The sequence below is a fragment of the Aminobacterium colombiense DSM 12261 genome (genome assembly GCF_000025885.1).
Classification (GTDB): Bacteria; Synergistota; Synergistia; order Synergistales; family Aminobacteriaceae; genus Aminobacterium; species Aminobacterium colombiense.
Genome location: NC_014011.1, coordinates 1944528 through 1964280 on the forward strand (window position 1 = coordinate 1944528; position 19753 = coordinate 1964280).

Annotated in this window: 15 protein-coding genes and 1 riboswitch; of the genes, 9 read left to right on the forward strand and 6 right to left on the reverse strand. The window is 46.6% G+C overall.

The genetic code is table 11. The features are described 5' to 3' along the window. Positions 1-21: 21 nt before the first annotated feature. The 6 genes from AMICO_RS09585 (at position 22) to AMICO_RS09605 (ending at position 10712) form a co-directional block, all read left to right on the forward strand. Positions 22-2055: a urocanate hydratase gene (locus AMICO_RS09585; RefSeq protein WP_013049261.1), complete on the forward strand. Its 2034-nt coding sequence runs from the start codon at positions 22-24 to the stop codon at positions 2053-2055. A gap of 230 nt (positions 2056-2285) precedes the next feature. Then, the gene (locus tag AMICO_RS10075; protein ID WP_274531984.1) at positions 2286-2450 is read left to right on the forward strand and encodes an EamA family transporter; all 165 of its coding nucleotides are present in this window, start codon (positions 2286-2288) and stop codon (positions 2448-2450) included. 158 nt (positions 2451-2608) lie between these two features. After that, a complete protein-coding gene (locus AMICO_RS09590) occupies positions 2609-3631 on the forward strand; it encodes an ABC transporter substrate-binding protein (RefSeq protein ID WP_013049262.1) in 1023 nt (340 codons plus the stop codon). Then, a complete protein-coding gene (locus AMICO_RS09595) occupies positions 3609-5306 on the forward strand; it encodes an ABC transporter permease (RefSeq protein WP_013049263.1) in 1698 nt (565 codons plus the stop codon). Before AMICO_RS09590 ends, AMICO_RS09595 begins: the two co-directional genes overlap by 23 nt. Continuing rightward, entirely contained in the window at positions 5278-6246 is a 969-nt protein-coding gene (locus AMICO_RS09600; protein WP_013049264.1) for an ABC transporter ATP-binding protein, read from the forward strand. Before AMICO_RS09595 ends, AMICO_RS09600 begins: the two co-directional genes overlap by 29 nt. 203 nt (positions 6247-6449) lie before the next feature. Further along, the gene (locus AMICO_RS09605; RefSeq protein WP_013049265.1) at positions 6450-10712 is read left to right on the forward strand and encodes an acyl-CoA dehydratase activase-related protein; all 4263 of its coding nucleotides are present in this window, start codon (positions 6450-6452) and stop codon (positions 10710-10712) included. A gap of 1 nt (position 10713) precedes the next feature. On the opposite strand, the gene AMICO_RS09610 is transcribed toward AMICO_RS09605, so the two are convergent. From AMICO_RS09610 to AMICO_RS09625, 4 genes are all read right to left on the reverse strand, one after another. After that, positions 10714-11475 (reverse strand): HpcH/HpaI aldolase family protein, encoded by a 762-nt coding sequence (locus AMICO_RS09610; RefSeq protein WP_013049266.1) that lies wholly within the window; start codon positions 11473-11475, stop codon positions 10714-10716. Positions 11476-11604: 129 nt separating this feature from the next. After that, positions 11605-12318, reverse strand: coding sequence for an acetate--CoA ligase family protein (locus tag AMICO_RS10335; protein ID WP_041459400.1), 714 nt, complete (start codon positions 12316-12318; stop codon positions 11605-11607). After that, positions 12294-13709 carry an acetate--CoA ligase family protein gene (locus AMICO_RS09620; protein ID WP_041459401.1) on the reverse strand — a complete coding sequence of 472 codons (1416 nt, stop codon included), beginning with the start codon at positions 13707-13709 and terminating at the stop codon, positions 12294-12296. Before AMICO_RS09620 ends, AMICO_RS10335 begins: the two co-directional genes overlap by 25 nt. After that, on the reverse strand, positions 13709-14203 hold the full coding sequence (locus AMICO_RS09625) for a hypothetical protein (RefSeq protein ID WP_013049267.1): 495 nt from the start codon (positions 14201-14203) through the stop codon (positions 13709-13711). Before AMICO_RS09625 ends, AMICO_RS09620 begins: the two co-directional genes overlap by 1 nt. A gap of 132 nt (positions 14204-14335) precedes the next feature. Then, positions 14336-14503, reverse strand: a riboswitch (cobalamin riboswitch). A 260-nt stretch (positions 14504-14763) separates the two neighbouring features. Here AMICO_RS09625 and AMICO_RS09630 point away from each other — a divergent pair. Further along, entirely contained in the window at positions 14764-14982 is a 219-nt protein-coding gene (locus tag AMICO_RS09630) for a hypothetical protein (protein WP_013049268.1), read from the forward strand. Between the two features lie 120 nt (positions 14983-15102). Here AMICO_RS09630 and AMICO_RS09635 read toward each other — a convergent pair whose 3' ends face one another. Next, positions 15103-17265 (reverse strand): heavy metal translocating P-type ATPase, encoded by a 2163-nt coding sequence (locus AMICO_RS09635; RefSeq protein WP_013049269.1) that lies wholly within the window; start codon positions 17263-17265, stop codon positions 15103-15105. A 137-nt stretch (positions 17266-17402) separates the two neighbouring features. Next, positions 17403-17603, reverse strand: coding sequence for a heavy-metal-associated domain-containing protein (locus AMICO_RS09640; protein ID WP_013049270.1), 201 nt, complete (start codon positions 17601-17603; stop codon positions 17403-17405). Between the two features lie 150 nt (positions 17604-17753). On the opposite strand from AMICO_RS09640, the gene AMICO_RS10010 reads away from it, so the two are divergent. Together AMICO_RS10010 and AMICO_RS09650 are read left to right on the forward strand one after the other, a co-directional pair. Continuing rightward, positions 17754-19031 (forward strand): PocR ligand-binding domain-containing protein, encoded by a 1278-nt coding sequence (locus AMICO_RS10010; RefSeq protein ID WP_013049271.1) that lies wholly within the window; start codon positions 17754-17756, stop codon positions 19029-19031. Continuing rightward, a complete protein-coding gene (locus AMICO_RS09650) occupies positions 19006-19695 on the forward strand; it encodes a response regulator (protein WP_013049272.1) in 690 nt (229 codons plus the stop codon). Before AMICO_RS10010 ends, AMICO_RS09650 begins: the two co-directional genes overlap by 26 nt. The last annotated feature ends 58 nt before the right edge of the window (positions 19696-19753 follow it).

The window sequence follows — 19753 nt, forward strand, 5'->3', positions numbered from 1 at the left end:
TGCCAAGAGGAGGGATTTTATATGGAATCCACAAATAATCTGGTCGCTCAGGCCATGACAATCAAGATGGAATCTGAACTTCCAGACTACCCGAAGTTCAGGGAAGATATTCGAAGAGCCCCCGATAGGGGCTGGACCCTTACAAAAAAAGAAACGGAGCTCGCATTGAAAAACGCGCTCCGCTACATTCCAGAGAAACTCCATGAAAAAGTTGCCCCTGAATTCATGGAAGAGCTCAAGACACGGGGACGAATCTATGGATACCGCTTCAGACCGGAAGGACGCATCTACGGCAAACCACTTGATGAATACAAGGGGAAGTGCCTTGCGGGCAAAGCCTTTCAGGTTATGATCGACAACAATCTGGATTTCGATGTTGCCCTCTATCCCTACGAGCTTGTCACCTATGGTGAAACAGGACAAGTCTGCCAAAACTGGATGCAATACTGTCTTCTAAAAAAATATCTTGAAGAACTCACAGAAAATCAGACCCTCGTTGTGGCATCCGGCCACCCCATGGGGCTCTTTAAATCAAAACCGGACGCGCCAAGGGTCATTCTCACAAACGGCCTTCTCGTAGGAATCTTCGATAACCAGGAAGAGTGGCATCGCCTCATGCAGCTTGGGGTCACCAACTACGGACAAATGACCGCCGGGGGTTGGATGTATATTGGCCCTCAAGGCATTGTCCACGGCACCTTCAACACCATTATCAACGCCGGACGCCTCCATCTCGGCCTTGGAAACAACGATGACCTCGCGGGACATCTCTTCGTTTCTTCAGGCCTTGGAGGAATGAGCGGCGCTCAGCCCAAAGCGGTAGAAATAGCCAGAGGGGTTGGCATTGTCGCGGAAGTGGACGCCTCTCGCATCCAGACACGATACGACCAGGGCTGGGTATCGAGGATCACAGATGACGCAAAGGAAGCTTTCTCCCTGGCCAAAGAACACATGGGCAAGAAGGAAACTCTCTCTATCGCCTACCACGGAAATATCGTCGATTTGCTGGAATATGCCGTACAAAACAATATCCATATTGAACTTCTTTCAGACCAGACATCATGCCATGCCCCCTATGACGGAGGTTACTGCCCCCAAGGATTGACCTTTGCCGAGAGGACTGAAATGCTTCACTCAGATTCTGTCAGATTCAAGGCTCTTGTGGATAAAAGCCTCAAAAAACATTTTCAACTGATCAAGGCCCTTGTTGAAAGAGGAACGTACTTCTTCGATTACGGCAACTCTTTTATGAGGGCCGTCTTTGATGCTGGCGTGAAAGAGATATGTAAGAACGGGCAGGACACCAGAGAAGGCTTCATCTTCCCATCCTATGTGGAAGATATTATGGGCCCCTTGCTCTTCGATTACGGATACGGTCCATTTCGCTGGGTCTGCCTAAGCGGAAAGCCTGAAGATCTTTCAAAGACCGACCATGCCGCTATGGCCTGCATCGATCCCCATCGCCGCCCTCAGGATCGCGACAATTATATCTGGATCCAAGACGCTGAAAAAAACAGACTCGTCGTCGGTACCCAGGCCCGGATCCTTTATCAGGACGCTGAAGGCCGGAGGAACATTGCCCTTGCCTTTAACAAAATGGTACGGGAAGGAAAAATCGGCCCCGTCATGATTGGCCGTGACCACCACGACGTTTCAGGAACAGATTCCCCTTACAGAGAAACATCCAACATTAAAGACGGCAGTAATATCTGTGCGGATATGGCCTCTCATTGCTTCGCGGGAAACGCCGCCCGGGGGATGTCTCTTGTTGCCCTGCACAATGGCGGGGGAGTAGGCATCGGCAAAGTTATAAACAGCGGCTTTGGATTGGTCCTCGATGGTTCAACAGAAATTGATGACATCATCAGGTCAGCCATGATGTGGGATGTTCTCGGCGGCGTCGCCCGCAGAGCCTGGAGTCGCTGCGGTCACGCCATAGAAGTTGCTATGGATATAAACACAAAATACGCTGAAGACTATCATCTCACCCTTCCATTCATTCCTGACAACGCACTTATTGAGAAAACCGTGGAGGGAGCCTGGGAAAAGAGATAAAAACTATAGGGACTAACTTTTAATGGAGTGGAGCATTTCTCACAAAGAACGCTCCACTCTTTACATCTACTGATCTTTCTCTCAAATTTGATTTAAACATGCGATTGAGTGCAAAAGTAAAAGGATCTTCTTCAAAAAATGAATGGAGATCCCCCTATGTTTTTCTGTCGCCATGGACTTAATCCCCAACCTTTTTATAATGGCCTAGGCTAGGGGGATACGTATTTGCCCTGGCTATGAACTACGCCCCTGCATCAGTAGCAACCCCTATCACCGCATCAAGTCCCTTTTTAACTGCCATAGGCGCTCTTGTTTTTATGCGAGAACATCCCTTACCCTCCCATTGGGCCGGTATGGCTCTCATCATTAGCGGATCCATCGCAATGGGTGTTTAGACGTGAAGCTCCCACTCAAAGGGAGCCTCTTTTTGTTTCCCCTCTCTTCTCCTCATATTGTGCATTACAACATTGACTCTCATGTTACTTTTATGTATTATTGCTTTTTGGAATAAAATCTATTCCAAAACATAGAGATAGCTCAAGGAGGATGAAAGGTGAAACGTTTTTTTACAGTACTTTTACTTGTCTGTCTAATTGTTGCTGCAGGATCGGCAGCCTTTGCCAGTGCCGATAAACCTCTGGCCGGACAGACTATCAGCATTTTTATCGCCGCTACGGGAATTGATGAGATCATGGCAGAATTCACCAAAGACACAGGGATAAAGGTGAATTACTTGAATATGTCTTCAGGAGAAGTGCTTACAAGACTTCGTGCCGCCAACGGAAAGATCCTGGCCGATGCCTGGTTCGGTGGGGGTGTCGATAGTTATGTAAAGGCCGCGGAAGAGGAATTTCTTGAACCTTATATATCTCCGGAAGCAGAGAAAATTCCTGCCCAATACAAAGATCCCAATGGATACTGGGCTGGTCTTTCAGTGTGCGCTGTAGACTTCATCATTAACAAAGATGTGGCAAAAGAGAAAAACTTGCCTATGCCCGCAAGCTGGGCTGATCTGGGAAAACCAGAGTATAAAGGTGAGATCATCATGAGCAACCCCTCTATTTCTGGAACAAATTATTCTGTTCTCTTTCACCTCATCCAGCTTTTCGGTGAAGAAAAAGGCTGGGATCTAATAAAAAAGATTGACTCTAACATTCCCTTTTACACAAAGCGTGGAGCTGCTCCTCCCAATAAAGCTGCCCTTGGAGAAGTTGCCATTGGCATCGATCCATACGATTGCGGCGTAAAGATTATTGAACAGGGCTATCCAGTGGTCTCAGTTTTTCCAGAGGAAGGAAGTCCCGGTTTTCTCTCCCCCATTGCTATTCTGAAGGGGGCAAAAAACATGGAAGCAGCTAAAGCCTTTGTTGACTGGAGCCTTTCTAAACGAGGACAAGAAGTGCAGATGGCCAATACCGCCAAAGTGGGGACTCGACCTGATGCCGATGCTCCCGAATATCTGAAAGGTCTTAAGGAAGCCAAGATCATTGTCGTTGACCCTGTAAAATCCGGAGAAATGAGAAAGAGCATTATTGAGAGGTGGCAGAAAGAATTTGGCAGCAAGGCAGAACAGTAAAGACAGCTTTGGTGGGGCATCGAAAGGTGCCCCCTTTTATATCTATCTTTTAATGGCAGCCAGTGTCCTCGTATTTATTCTCTGGCCAACAGTATGCATATTAAAGGGAAGTGTTTATTTCGATGGGGCTTTTAGCCTCGAGCATTATCGGAATCTGCTCGTCATAAACAGGACTCTCTTGAAAAACAGTCTCGTTGTAGGCTTTTGGACCACGATTCTAGCTTTGTTCATCGGGGTGTGTTGTGCCCTTTATATAACCCACACCTCATTTAAAGCCAAAAAGGCCCTCGTCATGGTGCTCCTTTTAACTATGATATCCCCTCCATTTGTTTCATCTCTGGCCTATATTATGCTTTTTGGCCGTAGGGGACTTATTACATGGAAACTATTGGGACTTCATTGGAGTCCTTATGGTCCCCACGGCATTATTATGATGGAATCCATCGAGCTGGCCACCATTGCTGCTTTTTTGATTATAGCTGTGTTAAGAGGGATTGACCGCAGTTTGGAACAAGCATCTCTTGATTTAGGGGGAAGCAAGTGGAATACATTATGCCATGTTACCCTTCCTCTCGCGCGCCCGGGGATTGTAACCGCCGCACTTATTGTTTTTATTCGCTCTCTGTCAGACTTTGGAACTCCCATGTTTATTGGGGGGAATTATAATGTCCTGGCCACGCAAGCTTACATGACAGCTATAGGCATCTACAATCTTCCCAAGGCATCTGCCATTTCAACTCTACTTGTTATCCCAGCTTTCGTTGTTTTTCTTATCTATAGAAAAATGATGACTAAAACTCCTCTTTTCTCGAAAAGGGTAACAGGAGCAGATACACAAGGATCGCGTCTGCCCTCGTGGGTAAACGCTGTGGTTTTCACCGTTACCTGGAGCTTTATTCTTTTTGAACTTCTAAAGTATGGAACAATCTTTTGCGGGGCCATTGTCAAAACATGGGGCGTCAATTTTTCATTAACCCTCCACCACCTCCAGACATTAAAGCTCTCTAAACTTCACTGCCTGCTCCGCAGCATTAAATATGCAACACTGTCAGCGTTCACTGCCGGAATTATGGGAACAGCCCTGGCATGGTTTTTAGGAAGGCAAAAGGGCCCCTTGACCCGGACCATAGATTTTATCGCTGATCTGCCATTTATATTGCCCGGCCCCTTTTTTGGCATTGCCTATCTCCTTGCCTTTAACTGGATGCCGGAAGCTTTGCTTGGATCGGGGTTTCTTATCGTTGCGAATTGCGTGTACCGCCAGCTAACCTTAGGAATAAAAAGCGGTGTTTCTGTGCTGAGCCAAGTCAATCCTGAACTTGAGGATGCCGTTCGAGATCAGGGTGGAAAAGGGTTGGACGTTTTTAAAGATATTATTATGCCTTCGCTCAAGCCAGCCTTTCTTGTAAGCTTCATTAATACTTTTACGTTTACTATGACTACTGTTGGTGGGATCATTTTCCTCGTTACGCCTTACACAAAGGTCGCTACTGCAGAAATGTTCGATGCTATTCAGAATGGGGATATCGGGGTCAGCTCTGTAATGGCTTCTGTTATTATCCTTGTTGTCATGATTGTAAATGTTGGATTTTCATGGTTCTTCTTGAGAAAAAAAACAACAGACCCACAAAAGACGGAGGAAAGTTATGTACCTTCAATTGAAACAGCTCAATAAAAAATTTGGACACTCCTATGCAGTTCGTGATTTTTCTTTTGACATAAATGAAGGAGAACTTGTTTCTCTTTTAGGCCCAAGCGGGTGTGGAAAAACAACAACCTTGCGTATGATCGGCGGTTTCCTCCAACCCGATGAAGGAAGCATCATCCTCGAGGGAGAGGATATTACGCATCTTCCTCCTGAGAAAAGACCTACCGCCACTGTTTTTCAAAGCTACGCTCTCTTTCCTCATATGACAGTACTTCAGAACGTCATCTATGGTCTCAAGTTCAAAAAAATAGACCGCAAGAAAGCAATGCAGATGGGGGATGAAATGCTTGCAAAGGTCGGCCTCCCCGATTCAGCCTCCAAATCTATCGACCAGTTGAGCGGCGGGGAACAGCAGCGCGTGGCCCTTGCCAGATCCCTTGTGACAGAGCCAAAGGTTCTGCTTCTTGACGAACCTCTGAGTAATCTCGATGCCAAGCTCAGGATACGGATGAGAAGGGAAATCAGACAGCTTCAAAAGGGGATTGGTATTACTGCTATCTACGTAACCCATGACCAGGAAGAAGCCCTTGCTCTTTCAGATCGAATCGTAGTTATGGAGAAAGGAGAGATTATACAAATAGATACCCCTCGAAATATTTATTTTCACGCACAAAACTCATTTGTTGCGGATTTTATAGGACGAAGCAATATTATCACATTGCCAGGCGGAACAAAGATTGCTGTTCATCCTGAAGATATCACTTTCTTACAACAACCTAAAATGTCCGATTCATATGAAGGGACAATTCTTGGCCATCAGTTCAAAGGGGCCATGACTACCTACTTTATTGACCTGGAAGGCCAAATAATAGAAGCGGATATTCTAAGCCGAAACGATGGAAAATGGGAAGTAGGTGAAAAAGTAACGATTACATTCAACAAAGAGAACACAATGTTTCTTTCCTAAAAAGAGAGAGCAACCTCAAAAGTGAAAAAGAGCGGCTTTATACAATATAGAAAGGGAGCTCGCCGGAGCTTTTAAACGCCTACTGCCCCTAAATACCCGCCACGCCATTTAAAAAATTATGCAATTTTCTCCACAAGGTCTACAATAGGATATAATGTTGCGTACCCTTATAATCGCAGCTAATTACAAGCAGGTGATACAGATTGGAAAGAGCTTTTCCCACGGGCATTGATCTAGGTTCAACTACGGTTAAGGTTGTTGTATGTAATCCGAGAGGAAAGCTGCTTTTTTCTGCTTATGAACGTCATAACGCAGATCCCTCCGGTACTCTTTTGTCAATTTTACGTTCTTACGTTTCAAAAGCTCAAAACTTATTGCTCGACGTGGCCATCACAGGTTCTGCCGGTATGAACCTGGCATCATGCCATTCCCTTCCCTTCGTTCAGGAGGTAGTGGCTGCCGCACGGTATATACGGCAGAAGGCTCCTCATGTCCGCACGATGATAGAGTTGGGCGGAGAAGATTCAAAGATCATTTTCTTCGATGAAAACCTTAATCCCGACATGAATATGAACGGAGCCTGTGCTGGAGGAACAGGGGCATTTATTGATCAGGTCGCCTCTCTCCTTGGAATAGAGCTCGATACTTTGAATGACCTGGCCCTAAGGGGAAAAGCCATACATACTATCGCTTCCCGTTGTGGTGTTTTCGCTAAGACAGATATTCAATCCCTTCTTGCCCAACGTGCAAAACCTGAAGACATTGCCGCTTCTGTGTTTAAATCAATTGCTCTTCATGTGATTACAGCTCTATCAAGGGGACGTAATATAAAAAGACAGATTCTATTTGCCGGCGGCCCCCTTTCTTTCTTTCCTGCCCTGAGGCAAGCTTTTATCAGCAACCTCGCTCTCGACAGCGCAAGGGACGTGACTCTTCCCGAGTTTCCACGACTTTTGCCTGCCCTTGGAGCGGCACTTTTCCATGATAAGGGAAACCCTCTCTCTCTACAGGAACTGATAGGGAACATTGAGAAAGGAAAAGAGCGCATTTGTATAAAAGAACCGGATTTGCCTCCCCTTTTTAAAGACGAATCAGAACAAGAGGAATGGGTCCGTCATCATAACAAATGGGGTATTCCCTGTATATGCCCGCAAAAGGCAGAGGGGCCTCTGTTTCTAGGAATAGACTCTGGTTCCACCACCACAAAACTTATCTGCGTAGATCAGCAAAAAAGACTTGTTTGCTCTTACTATCAACCCAATCGGGGAGATGCTCTTGGAGTAACTCATCGTGCTCTCCTTCATTTTAGAAAAGTACTTGCGGAGGCTGGCCGCCATGATCTTGTTATAACGGAAGGGGCCAGCACAGGCTATGGAGAAGACCTTATTCGTAAGGCCCTTGACCTCAGCTATGGTTTGGTAGAAACCATGGCACACTTCAAGGCGGCTCGTACATTATGCCCTGACGTTTCTTTTGTTCTTGACATCGGCGGACAGGACATGAAAGCTATGGGAATAAAAGAAAATAATCTTGACACTATCCAAATTAATGAAGCCTGTTCATCAGGATGCGGCAGTTTTATTCAAACTTTTGCCGAATCCCTGGGATTGACAATGGATTCCTTCGCCCAGATGGCCTGCAAGTCGACCCATCCCTGCGACTTGGGGACCCGCTGTACTGTTTTCATGAACTCAAGCGTTAAACAAGCCCTTAACGAAGGGCGGACTGTCGCTGACATCGCAGCAGGTCTCGCATACTCCGTCATTCGAAACTCTCTTCATAAAGTGCTAAAAATGCGTGATTATAATGAACTTGGCCCCCTTGTGGTTGTTCAGGGCGGAACATTCCAGAATCCCGCCATATTGCGGGCTATGGAAAAAATAACGGGACGTCAGGTGATTCGCCCAGTAGAAGCGGGCCTTATGGGAGCCTGGGGAGCTGCCATATATGCAATGGAGCAATGGCAAAAAGACCACAACACTATATCCCAGCGCAACATTCTTGATGTTCTTGATACATGGCATGACCCTTCTGCCAAAACTTTTAATTGCCAAGGCTGCGGAAACGGATGTTCCGTTACCAGCTTGAGTTTCCCGTCCGGGCAAAAATTCTATACAGGGAACCGCTGTCAAAAAATCTTCAGCAATAGCGGAATGAAAAAACGGGGGCACAATTTTTTTGACATTCGGCTCAAGGCCCTTTTCGACCGCCCCACAGAACCGTTGGGTAAATGTCGCGGGGTCATTGGAATACCCCAAATTCTCAACACCTATGAACTATACCCCTTCTGGTGTACCTTCTTCAGAGAAAGTGGCTTCAGGGTAGTGCTCTCTCCTTCGTCGAGCGAGAGGTTACACGAATTGGGGGCTTCTTCTGTTATGTCCGAAAATATCTGCTTCCCTGCGAAGCTGACTCATGGGCATATTATGGCTTTGGCAGAAAAGGGGGTAGACCGCATCTTTATGCCCCTTATCGTTCACGAAAGAAGAGAGATCCGAACAGCAAACAACAGCTTTAACTGCCCCATTGTCTGTAGTTATAGCGATGTGATCAGAAGTGCTATCAACCCCGAAAAATACTTGGGAGTCCCCTTTGACTCGCCTGTATTTTCTCTGCGCAACCCCTTTCTCTTTCATAAACAGCTTTTTTACTATGGCCTTGACCTTGGCCTTGATCGCCCCATAGTAGAGAGAGCCTTTAGGCGTGCCAGAGAAGCTCAGCGGGAATATGAACAAAGGATGTGGCATGAAGCACAAAGGGCTCTTGAAGAAGCAAAAGCAGCCCGCCGCCCTGTTCTTGCCATAGCGTGCCGCCCCTATCATCTGGATCCCCTCATCAACCACGGCATTCCACAACTTATCGCCGATTTAGGTGCCGACGCGATTCCGGCAGATCTTCTGGCTGGCGATATTTTTGACCTTAAACTTGACGCCTGCCAGGTGGTCACCCAGTGGGCCTATACAAACAGACTTTACGCCGGGGCAAAAGCAGCTGCAAAAGAAGGTCTCGACCTCCTTCACCTTTCATCCTTCGGCTGCGGAGTAGATGCTGTGACCATTGACCAGCTTGAAAATATAATGCGCACAAGAGGATGCAACTACTCCCTTGTCAAAATAGATGAAATTGCGAATCTCGGGGCAGCCCGTATCAGAGTACGTTCCATACTTGAGTTCGGACAAACAGAGGTTCAAGCGACTGCTATAAAGAAACCGCACAGAGAATCCACAGATCTGAAAAAACTTATTGTGCCATGGTTCTCAAAGCTCTATTCACCTCTGCTGCCACCTCTTTTTGAAGGACTTGGCATTGATGCTTCCGTGCTTCCGCCACAGGATCAGCGCTCTACCGATATTGGCCTTGAATTTGTACATAATGACATGTGCTATCCAGCCATTGTACTTATAGGGGATGTCTTGAAAGCTTTTGTGGAAAAAAGATACGCTCCTGAGACCACTGCCGTTTTGATGACACAAACAGGTGGACAGTGCCGGGCGACAAATTATGTTCCATTAGCTAAAAAAGCTTTAGCAGCTGCTGGTTTTCCAGGAGTAGATGTTCCCACCTTCGGCGTTGAGGATTTTGAGACAGCAGGATTTTCCGTTAACAAAATAGAGGCAGCCCAGGGACTTCTCAACGGCATTCTGGGAGGAGACATCCTTGCCTCACTCTACCTTTCCACTGCTGCCAGAGAAAAGATTCAAGGGAGTGCAAAAATCCTTCATGAGCGATTTTTAAATCGTCTTGGCATTTTGCTCAAGGAAAAGGGCTCGCTCTACGAGCTTATCCACCTCCTTAAAGATGCTGTCTACAACTTCAATGCATTGCCTGTAGCAGTGGAGCGTGTTCCCTCTATTGGTATCGTGGGAGAAATTTTTGTGAACTATAACGAATATGCTCAGGGCTATATTGTAGACAAGCTTATCGCCCAAAGAATAGAACCTGTGCTTCCACCGTTGTCTTCCTTCTTTTTTATGAAATTCCAGAGCAACGCATTTAATAGACGGTCTTATTTAAGCCAGCCAGACTTTTCCTCCGTGGTCAAAGAATTCTTTATCGAGCGGCTCACTGGTTATTACCAGAAAAAAGTAGAGGAGGTGCTTGAAGACTTTCGTTTTGGGTCGCCGCGACAACCTCTTCAGGCATTGGCTCGAAAAGTAACACACGTGGCAAGTCTCGCGAATCAGGCCGGTGAAGGATGGCTACTGCCGGCAGAAATCATTGACATGGCAGAAAAAGGAGTGAACCATATCCTTTGTCTACAGCCTTTCGGCTGCCTCGCTAACCACATTACAGGAAAGGGTATAGAAGGTGCCCTTCGCCATCTACACCCCGAACTTGACATGCTCTGCCTTGACCTCGACCCTGGGACAAGCCAGACAAACAATGACAACCGTCTGCAATTATTGGTCATGGCTGCACAAGAAGCCTTTAGAAAAACACGAAACGGAGAAAAACAGCTTGCTTAACTCATTTTTTTTTCAAATCAGATATGGTTTGTTTACATATTTGGCTGAACAGAATCATGTCAATGCTATAAGCTATGTATTGAAAACCTTCTTCAATGCGTCGAAGGGCTTCATCCACGGATGTAACGAAAATTCCCGCGGGTTTACCTGCCTCACGGGTAATGCGCAAGACTCTGGCCACAGTTTCCTTCATTAAGGGATGGTCTATCTGGCCAGGTATGCCCAGTGACTGGGAAAGGTCGTAGGGGCCGACAAAGATCAAATCAATTCCATCAAGACAAGCTATTTCATGAAGGCAATCAAGACACGCCACGTTCTCGCAGTGAGTTATAACCAGGGTCTCCTGATTAACTTCTTTCATGGCTTCGGTCAGTGGACGAAGACCATATCCCAGTGCCCGGGGAAGAGCCACGCCCCGGGTTCCTTCGGGGAAGTATTTCGACCATGCCGCGACCTTTTTAGCTCTTTCACAATCGTTCACCTGAGGAACGTGAATTCCCTGGGCCCCCACATCGAGAACCCGTAAGATATCTGTTTCTGCCCCTTGGGTGACTCGGACAATAGGGGTCATTCCCGAAAGCTCGGCAGTCCGTATCATATGCTGTATGGATTCCGGATTCATGGGACCATGTTCCGTATCGATAATGCAAAAGTCGAAACCGGAAAGTCCCATGATCTCCACGAGGTCTGGGCAATTAAGGCCGACAAAACTGCCAATAACGACCCCTCCCCGCTTTAGAACGTCTTTGACTCTGTTGTTCATAAAATCACCCTCCTTATGTAGAAAAGCCTGCTCTAAACACCATAAGGAGGCTGTCATCAGAAACAGCCCCCTTTCATTTCATTCGCCAATTTCAAAAGTATAACGTTTTTCATGTTGCAATCAAAGGGATCAATTTTCATTTTTTCGAATCACAAGTGCGTCTGCTGCTACGGCTCCTTCTCCTTCAGGCATTACAAAAACTGGGTTTATATCTAGTTCAAGCAATTTTTCCTCTGCACAAGCACGTTGGGAAACCTGACTTACAATTTTTGCCAAGGCGTAAACATCTCTATGGCGTTGTCCCCGCGACCCTGAAAGAAATCCAAATCCTTTCAGGTCTTGAATCATCCCCAATGCTTCTTCTTCATTCACAGGAGCGTGGCGCAGTGATATATCACCCAGCACTTCGACATAAATGCCGCCGAGCCCAACTGCGACAACAGGGCCAAATATGGGGTCTCGTTTCATTCCTACAATACATTCCATGCCGCCTTTAACCATCTCCTGAACAAGGTAACCCTGAATCTTTTCTTCTGAAACGTGCTTTTTCATGTTCTTTCGTATTTTTTTAAGGCTGTGGCGCAACTCTTCAAAGGATCGAATATCAAGATGTACCACTTCCGCTTCCGTTTTATGAAGAATCTCACCAGACATCCCTTTAAGGGCAATTGGGAAGCCGAGCTCTTCGGCTGCATCAAAGGCTTCTTCCATATCACGACAAAGATATTCCCGTGTTACAGGGACATCATATCGAGCCAAAAAACGTTTCGCATCGTACTCTGTCAACTGTGAGGGGAAAGAACTCAAAAGAGACGATTTCAGTTCGATCTTGTGAGAAGACAACTCCCTTCGCTGCCCCAATTCACAAGGGCCTTTAAAGCGCGGGGACACTGTCTAAAACTTTGAAAAACAGGAACCCCGGCGCCTTTTAGCTGTTCAATGAAATTCTTGCCATGCTCATCATCGATCATCCACACCACGGCCTGGGGCTTTGGCGTATCTTGATAACTCCGAATCAGTTCTTCTGCCATAACTTGACCCGCTTCTCCCACAATCATGGATAAGGCTGTAACGACCATATGAATATCCGGGTCCTCAAGGGCCGTATCGAGAACATGGCGAAAGTTCTCTGGTTTTTCCGAGATTTGAACCGTCATATCCACAGGATTTCGAGACGCTCCAAAATCAGGAATCGCTTCCTCTATCCTCTTTTTACTTGTCACTGAAAATTCCGGAACGCTCATTTTTAAATCATTCAGGCTATCGGCCATGACAATGCCGGCTCCTCCCGATGTGGTGAGAATGGCCGCGCTATTCCCATTCGTTCGGGGAGAAGCCCCGAAGAGCTGGCCTACTCCTATAATATCGTCTATGTCTTCCAGCTGGATTATGCCGTACTGCTCAAAAATAGCTTTCCATACGGCTTCGTCTCCGGTCAACGCGGCAGTATGGCTCCGTGCTGCTTTTTGGGCAGAGGGAGAACGTCCTGCCTTTAAAACGGCAACGGCAATATTTCGTTCCCTTGCCTCTTGGGCAACCTGTAAAAAACGTTCTCCTTCATCAATACCTTCAAGATACATCATGAGAAGGCGAACTTCCGGATCCCGAATGACATAGCCAGCGCACTCCACAGCATCGATATCCGCCTGATTGCCAGTTGTAACAACATATCGATACCGAACTCCATGATTGAGACCTACTCCAAATGAGGAAAATCCGAATGCCCCGCTTTGAGAAATAAAAGCTATGTGCCCTGCCGCGGGAGGTTCTATATTATAAAGGGCGCCCGAGAAGGTTAGGGGGATTCCAGCTGCCAGGTTGAGGAGGCCCTGGCAGTTAGGGCCCAGAATTCTGATTTTTCCTTCCCGGGCGATATCTATTATTCGTTGTTGTAAAGACCCATCCCCAGTCTCAGCGAAACCTGAGGAATAGATTATGGCGTGATGTATTCCTTTCTCAGCGCAAGTCTCAAGCACAGACGGCACCAAATGAGCTTTTATACTAATGAGCGCCACATCTGTCGCTGCCGGAATTTCAGAGAGGTCATGATAGCACTGGAGCCCCCCCACCTGGTCGTATTTAGGGTTGACCGGATACACCGTACCGCTATATCCAAAACGCTGCATTGCTTTCAGCGTACGGCCAGTCAAGCTGTCAAGGTCAGCGGATGCCCCTACTATGGTTATACTTCGAGGTGTAAAAAGAGGGGATAAGTGATGGTTCTGACAATTCATTATGCAATAGCCTCCTTTTCGCTACTAGACCATAAAGGCTCTAGAAGCCTCAAAGAACGAAGGCAGGTTCGACAATACAAAAGGTAGATCTTTGTTATTTCGCTTGAAGACTCTAAAGCAACGGCACTCATCCAATCTCGAGCAGCATTGATAAGATTAAAGTGGGCTTCAACAAAAAGAGCCCTTTCCCCGCTCCTGAGTTGAAGATCTTCTTCGTGGGGAACAGAAACAGCCTCAATATCTCTTCGCAATGTATTAATGAGTAAACGCGTATTCTCAAGAAAATCTGCGGAAATCACGATATTTCCATCCCTATTCAAAGATCCATTTACATAGGAAATATATCGATCTATGGGAGAGAAGATCGTGCTGTGTGTTTCTCTTTCTGGAAGAGATGGGCAGTTTGTTTCTAGTGCATTCACCGTTTGCTCAAGCAAAGTAACCCCACTTGGGGTTAAGAAGTTCTGGAACAAATCCACGTGCTCCCGCTTCATAACTCTCATCCTCCTATAATAGAAAATGGCCGTCCCCGAGGACGGCCACCAAAGGCTAAGAGTTCAAAAGCGAAATTGCCCCTTTATTTTAAGAGGGGTTTTTCCACAAGCCTTCCCGAATCCTCGCGGGAACTTGCATCTCTTCATCAGGCCGGTCTCCTGGCTTGCTTTCACTCTTTGGAACCCCTTCCCAGAAAAAACTCTTTCCAGTGGTATTTGGTCCCATCGTCAAGCACACAGTGGCGGGTCCGCGCCGGCTTTTCACCGGACTTCCCGTACACCTGCTGAAGTTTTATTGTATTTATTACTTTACACTCTATTCGACAAAAAAGTCAATACAAATCTTCCCTTAAAAGCATTTTCCTTTTTTCATAAAAATTAGACCTTTTTAGTATTTTTTTTAAGATAAAAAAGAGAAAAAACAATGAGGTTTAAAGCCCCTTTATGCTTACGCAAACAAGGAAGTAATACAGGAAAGGGAAGCCTGAAAATATTCTATTTATTTTTCCCCCCTTTTCCTTTACAATACCACCATGCTCTATAGTAAGGAGGTTATGATCATGGACTGGGGAATGGTTCCGGGAGAAACTGTTGTTATTAAATCGAAGAATATTACCCTTCGGGATATAGTACAGGCCATCGTGGATGGCGCTGACACTGTCCCTGCGATAAAAGAGGTCTTTAGTCTAATGGATAGTGACGAAGGAGTTAATGATCTTGGCGACATACTGGATGTTTTTGTCCCGGCTGTTGAAGCGCTCCGCGGTGGCGGTGGGTGAGCAAGCTGCACTGGTCAGTGCACCAGTTGTCAGTAACATCGTCAGCAAATTGAACCTTGCCGAAGATTATTGAGAGAATTGGGCTATTGGTTAACTAATAGCCCTTTTTATTTTGCCGTCTCAGGAGGGGCGAATTCGCATAGAATTCAAGATCACTGAAATTGAACTGAAGGCCATGGCCGTTTCCGCAATGGCAGGGTGGAGCAGGGCCCCCATGGCGAGTGGAATGGCGATGACGTTATAGGCAAAGGCCCAAAAGAGGTTTTGACGGATGACTGTAAAGGTCTGGCGGGAAATCTCAATAGCGTCGGCAATAGATGAAATTCCGCCGCGCACAACAACTATGTCTGCGCTATCTATGGCGAGATCTGTTCCCGTACCAATAGCCACGCCAATATCCGCTCCCTTTAAGGCCGCGGCATCGTTCATCCCGTCACCCACCATGAGCACTTTTTTCCCATGGGCCTGGAAATCCCTCAGGATATTCAGTTTCTCTTCTGGTCGAATGCCAGCGTAAATCTTTTCTATACCAACGCGGCCAGCTACGGCCTGAGCTGTACGCTCGTTGTCTCCCGTTACCATCACAGGGATGATACCTAGTTTTTTAAGACGTTCTACGGCCTCTATAGAATCCCTTCTCAAGGGATCTTCTATTGCTATAAAACCGGCAATTTTCTCGTTCTTGCGTACTTCCACCACCGTTCGCCCCATAGAAAGCTGCCTGCTATAAAGAGAGGAGTCGTGAGTTTTTCCAACAAAGTACAGATCGTCCCCTACAGTGCCCCTCACTCCCTCTCCCGCAATCTCTTCCATAGAGACAGGTTCGAGCTGTGTTGCCCTGGCCGATGATATGGCCTTGGCCAAGGGATGGATAGAATGGCGTTCCAGGGCTGCTACCCTTTCCATATCATCGTCAGAAAGATTGGTCTCAACAACTTCGGGGCTTCCCTGAGTAATTGTGCCCGTCTTATCCATAAGCACAATGCCCACTTCCTTCGCCGTCTGTATGGCCTCGGCATTGCGAATGACAAGCCCCTTCCTGGAAGCCGCGCCTGTGCCAGTAATAAGGGCCATGGGGGTGGCAAGACCTAGAGCACAGGGGCAAGCTATTACGAGAGTGGAAATGAATCCGAAAACAGCAATTGACAGGGGGTCGCGCACAGAGGTGACCCACGGCAGATAACGGCTTGCTCCATCGAGAAAAGAAGCAAAACGATGGATACCGAAAAACCAGAATAGACCGCTGATAACAGCAAGGGCAGCAACGACTGGAACAAAATAATTTGTCACTCTGTCGGCAAAGGCCTGAATTGGTATTTTTGCTCCCTGGGCTTCCTGAATAAGAGCAATCATCTGAGCTAAAAAGCTATCCTCCCCAATTTTTGTCGCCTGAACCTTTATTGATCCCGTGAGGTTGAGGGAGCCGCCCGTCACTTCTTCTTCCAATTTTTTCTGAACAGGAATGGATTCGCCGGTAATCATAGATTCATCTACAGATGTAGCCCCGTCGATGATCTTTCCATCGGCAGGAATTCGTTCCCCGGGCCTGACCATAAGAATGAATCCTTCTTTAACCGCTTCGATAGGCACTGCTATTTCTCGACCCGATTCGTCAAGGATGCGAGCTTCTCTGGCCTGTATTGCCAAAAGAGACTTAATTTCCTTGGAAGCCCTGTCACGAAGATGGGACTCAATAAAACGCCCCGTCACATGAAGAGCGATGATCATAGCGCCAATGGCTCCAAAAGAAGTTACCTTAACTCCCACAAGAAGCAGAATAGCGGTAGACCAGGCCGCTAACGCCCCAAGGGAAACAAGTACATCCATATTTGCGTGAAAATGGGAGAGGGCAATCCAGGCCCCTTTCATGGAAGCCCGACCAGCGCCAAAGAGCACAATGGCACCGCCAATAGCTTCGACAAAGGGAAACCAGGGCATATGAAACCCCGCCATATGGACGACCATAAGGAACATGAGAGGAACCGTTATACCCCAACTTATAAGAAGGTTTCTTTTTGCCCCTTCATAACGACGGCGATCAAGGTCTTCCGGCTGTTCATAGGAAACGTCATATCCGGCCTTTCTTACCGCTTCTTCCAGCTCTTCCATTGAAACATCTTTATCAAGAACCACAAAAGCAGTTTCTGTTGCCAAATTCACTCCCGCAAAAATAACCCCGTCTACTTTTTTAAGAGACCGTTCAACGATCCTCGCACAGGTGGCGCACGTCATGCCTGTTACTGAAAAAGATATTTTTTTAGAGTTTTCGCCCCTTGTCATCATAGAAACAGCTCCTTGTAGAAATACTATAGATTTGGTAGGATATCTTTTTGTTATTATGCCATAATACCCTCCATATGTATAGTAAAAAGGCCGCTTTTCTCACACCATAGAGAGAGCGGCCTCCAAGTTCCTTGATTTTAGTTTTGAAGAGTTGCAGGGTATCCTGCCTCTTCAAGGGCTTCGAGAATTTTCTGGGGGGCATCCGTTTCAATAGTAACTGTTTTTGTTTCTAGTCTGATTTCGAAATCAGTCAAACCCTCTTCTTCCAATGCCGAGCTAATACGCTTAACACAATGTCCGCAGGACATATCAGGCACATGAAACACGTGTTTTTTCACTTTTGTCCCTCCATTCTTTCTATCATTCCCTCATGGCACCATGCTCTACGGCTTTTATAGGCTAAAGCCCCCCACTTGTAAAGTTTGAATTTAAAAACTCCCTTTTGCGTGTAAAATAATAAGGAGAGCTTACCGAAGGAGTTGAAATCCATGGCCTCTCCTCGTATTTCTCTTCTCGACCTTATAGAGCGAGAGGAACTACAAAAAATTCAGGATGCCTTTGCCGAAGTCCATGATGTGGCATCTGTGATTACGGATGTTCATGGGAATTCTATTACTGAACCAAGCAATTTCAGTAAAGTTTGCCAATTGGTCCGTCAAACATCAGAAGGAGCCAGCCGCTGTATTCGCTCTGACCGTGTGCTTGGCATCAAGGCCGCGCGGCTGCTTCAGCCAACATATCAGCGCTGCCTCAGCTGCGGTTTTGTCGATGCCAGCGCTCCTATCATTGTTGAGGGGCAGCATATTGCCAACTGGCAGATATCTCAGAATGCTCTCGGAGTTGGAGAGAATCGCATTCGAGAGTATGCCCTTGAGATAGGAGCCGACCCTGTTCAACTTTGCGAAGCCCTAAGGGAAATGCCAGAGGGGAGTCTGGCTCATTTTGAAAAAACCCTTAAATTACTGTGGCTTATGGCTCAACAGCTCTCCTCAAAGGGATATGCCAACCTCATTTTGGCCCGGGAAATAGAGCAGGTGAGAACCACAGAAAAGATGCTCGAAGAATCTCAGGAAGACCTGCGATCCCTTGCTTCTGAATTAACCCTAGCAGAAGAACGGACCCGACGCAAAATCGCGGCAAATCTTCACGACCAGGTGGGACACGCACTGGTAACCATGCAAAGGAATCTTCGCCAGGCCCATAGAACTCATGATGGACAGGTGAAAAACACCCTCTTATCTGCAAGCATAGCCCATCTCGATGAAGTTATAGAGCAGACTCGAGACCTTACGGCCAGGTTAAGTCCCCCTCTGCTATATGATTTAGGTCTCGCCGCCGCTTTAGAATCCCTTGGAGACGAAATGTTTTCTCCTCTTTCAATTGATTTTATCCTTGATGCAGCTATGAATTGCCGTCTTCTCGAACAAGAATTGAGCATTATGCTTTACCATATGGTCAAAGAACTTTTCATAAATGTTCTGAAACATGCCCGAGCTACCGCAATCCAATGTCTTATTACGAGGGAAGATGGTTTTTTTTGTGTCGCTGTTCATGATGACGGTGTAGGATTCGACCCCTCTCAAGCCATTACCATTCGGAAACGAAGTTTTGGCCTATTCAGCATAAGAGAACGTCTTCGACATTGGGGAGGGCAAATGATCATTAACTCTTCTGCAGGAAAAGGAACGGGCATTATCATCAGGATCCCCTTGAAAAACAGTTCTGAAGGAGGTTTTATCTGTGACCGTTCGGATCATCGTTGCTGACGACCACCCTGTAACACGAAAAGGGCTCAGCAGCGTTCTGGAAAATATTGAGAGTTTTCAGGTTGTTGCTGAAACAGGAGATGGACGTTCTACAGTGGAAGCAGCTTTGTCCCACTCTCCCGATGTTATTATTATGGACATCTCAATGCCTGATATGAACGGGCTTGAAGCTACCCGAGCCATTTGTCGGGAAAATGACAGGATTAAAATTATCGCCCTTTCCATTCACTCAAACAAACATTATGTTCGAGAAATGTTCGCTGCCGGCGCTACTGGATATCTGTTGAAGAATTGTGACATTGACGAAGTGATCAAAGCCATCAACGCCGTCTGTGAAGGTGAAATGTATCTCTGTACAGCCCTTACCTCAACGGTTCTGCAAGACTACGTCAAAAGATCTACGAACGCCAGTTCTTCAACAATGCTCGAACTTCTCACTCCCAGGGAAAAAGAAATACTCCTTTTGCTGGCTCAAGGGTTCGCTACAAAAGAAATTGCCTCTCAACTCTCAATCAGTCGCAAAACTGTGGAAACTCATAAGGCCAGAACGATGGAAAAACTTGGTCTTTATTCAGTAGCAGAATTAGCCCGTTTCGCGGAACGGGAAGGACTGCTTGCAGCGTCATCTTCAAGCCTAAATAGTCGAAAGCCCCTACAAAAATAGGACTTTTTGCCTTCTAGATTGACCAAAAACCTGACGTTTCCGTAGGGTTTTTGGTTCA

Excerpts from the sequence above, each read along its gene's own strand:
- AMICO_RS10010 (WP_013049271.1), top strand. The coding sequence starts at position 17,754 with ATGGCCTCTCCTCGTATTTCTCTTCTCGACCTTATAGAGCGAGAGGAA.
- AMICO_RS09600 (WP_013049264.1), top strand. The coding sequence starts at position 5,278 with ATGTACCTTCAATTGAAACAGCTCAATAAAAAATTTGGACACTCCTAT.
- AMICO_RS09610 (WP_013049266.1), bottom strand. The coding sequence starts at position 11,475 with ATGAACAACAGAGTCAAAGACGTTCTAAAGCGGGGAGGGGTCGTTATT.
- AMICO_RS09585 (WP_013049261.1), top strand. The coding sequence starts at position 22 with ATGGAATCCACAAATAATCTGGTCGCTCAGGCCATGACAATCAAGATG.
- AMICO_RS09635 (WP_013049269.1), bottom strand. The coding sequence starts at position 17,265 with ATGATGACAAGGGGCGAAAACTCTAAAAAAATATCTTTTTCAGTAACA.
- AMICO_RS09630 (WP_013049268.1), top strand. The coding sequence starts at position 14,764 with ATGGACTGGGGAATGGTTCCGGGAGAAACTGTTGTTATTAAATCGAAG.
- AMICO_RS09620 (WP_041459401.1), bottom strand. The coding sequence starts at position 13,709 with ATGAATTGTCAGAACCATCACTTATCCCCTCTTTTTACACCTCGAAGT.
- AMICO_RS09625 (WP_013049267.1), bottom strand. The coding sequence starts at position 14,203 with ATGAAGCGGGAGCACGTGGATTTGTTCCAGAACTTCTTAACCCCAAGT.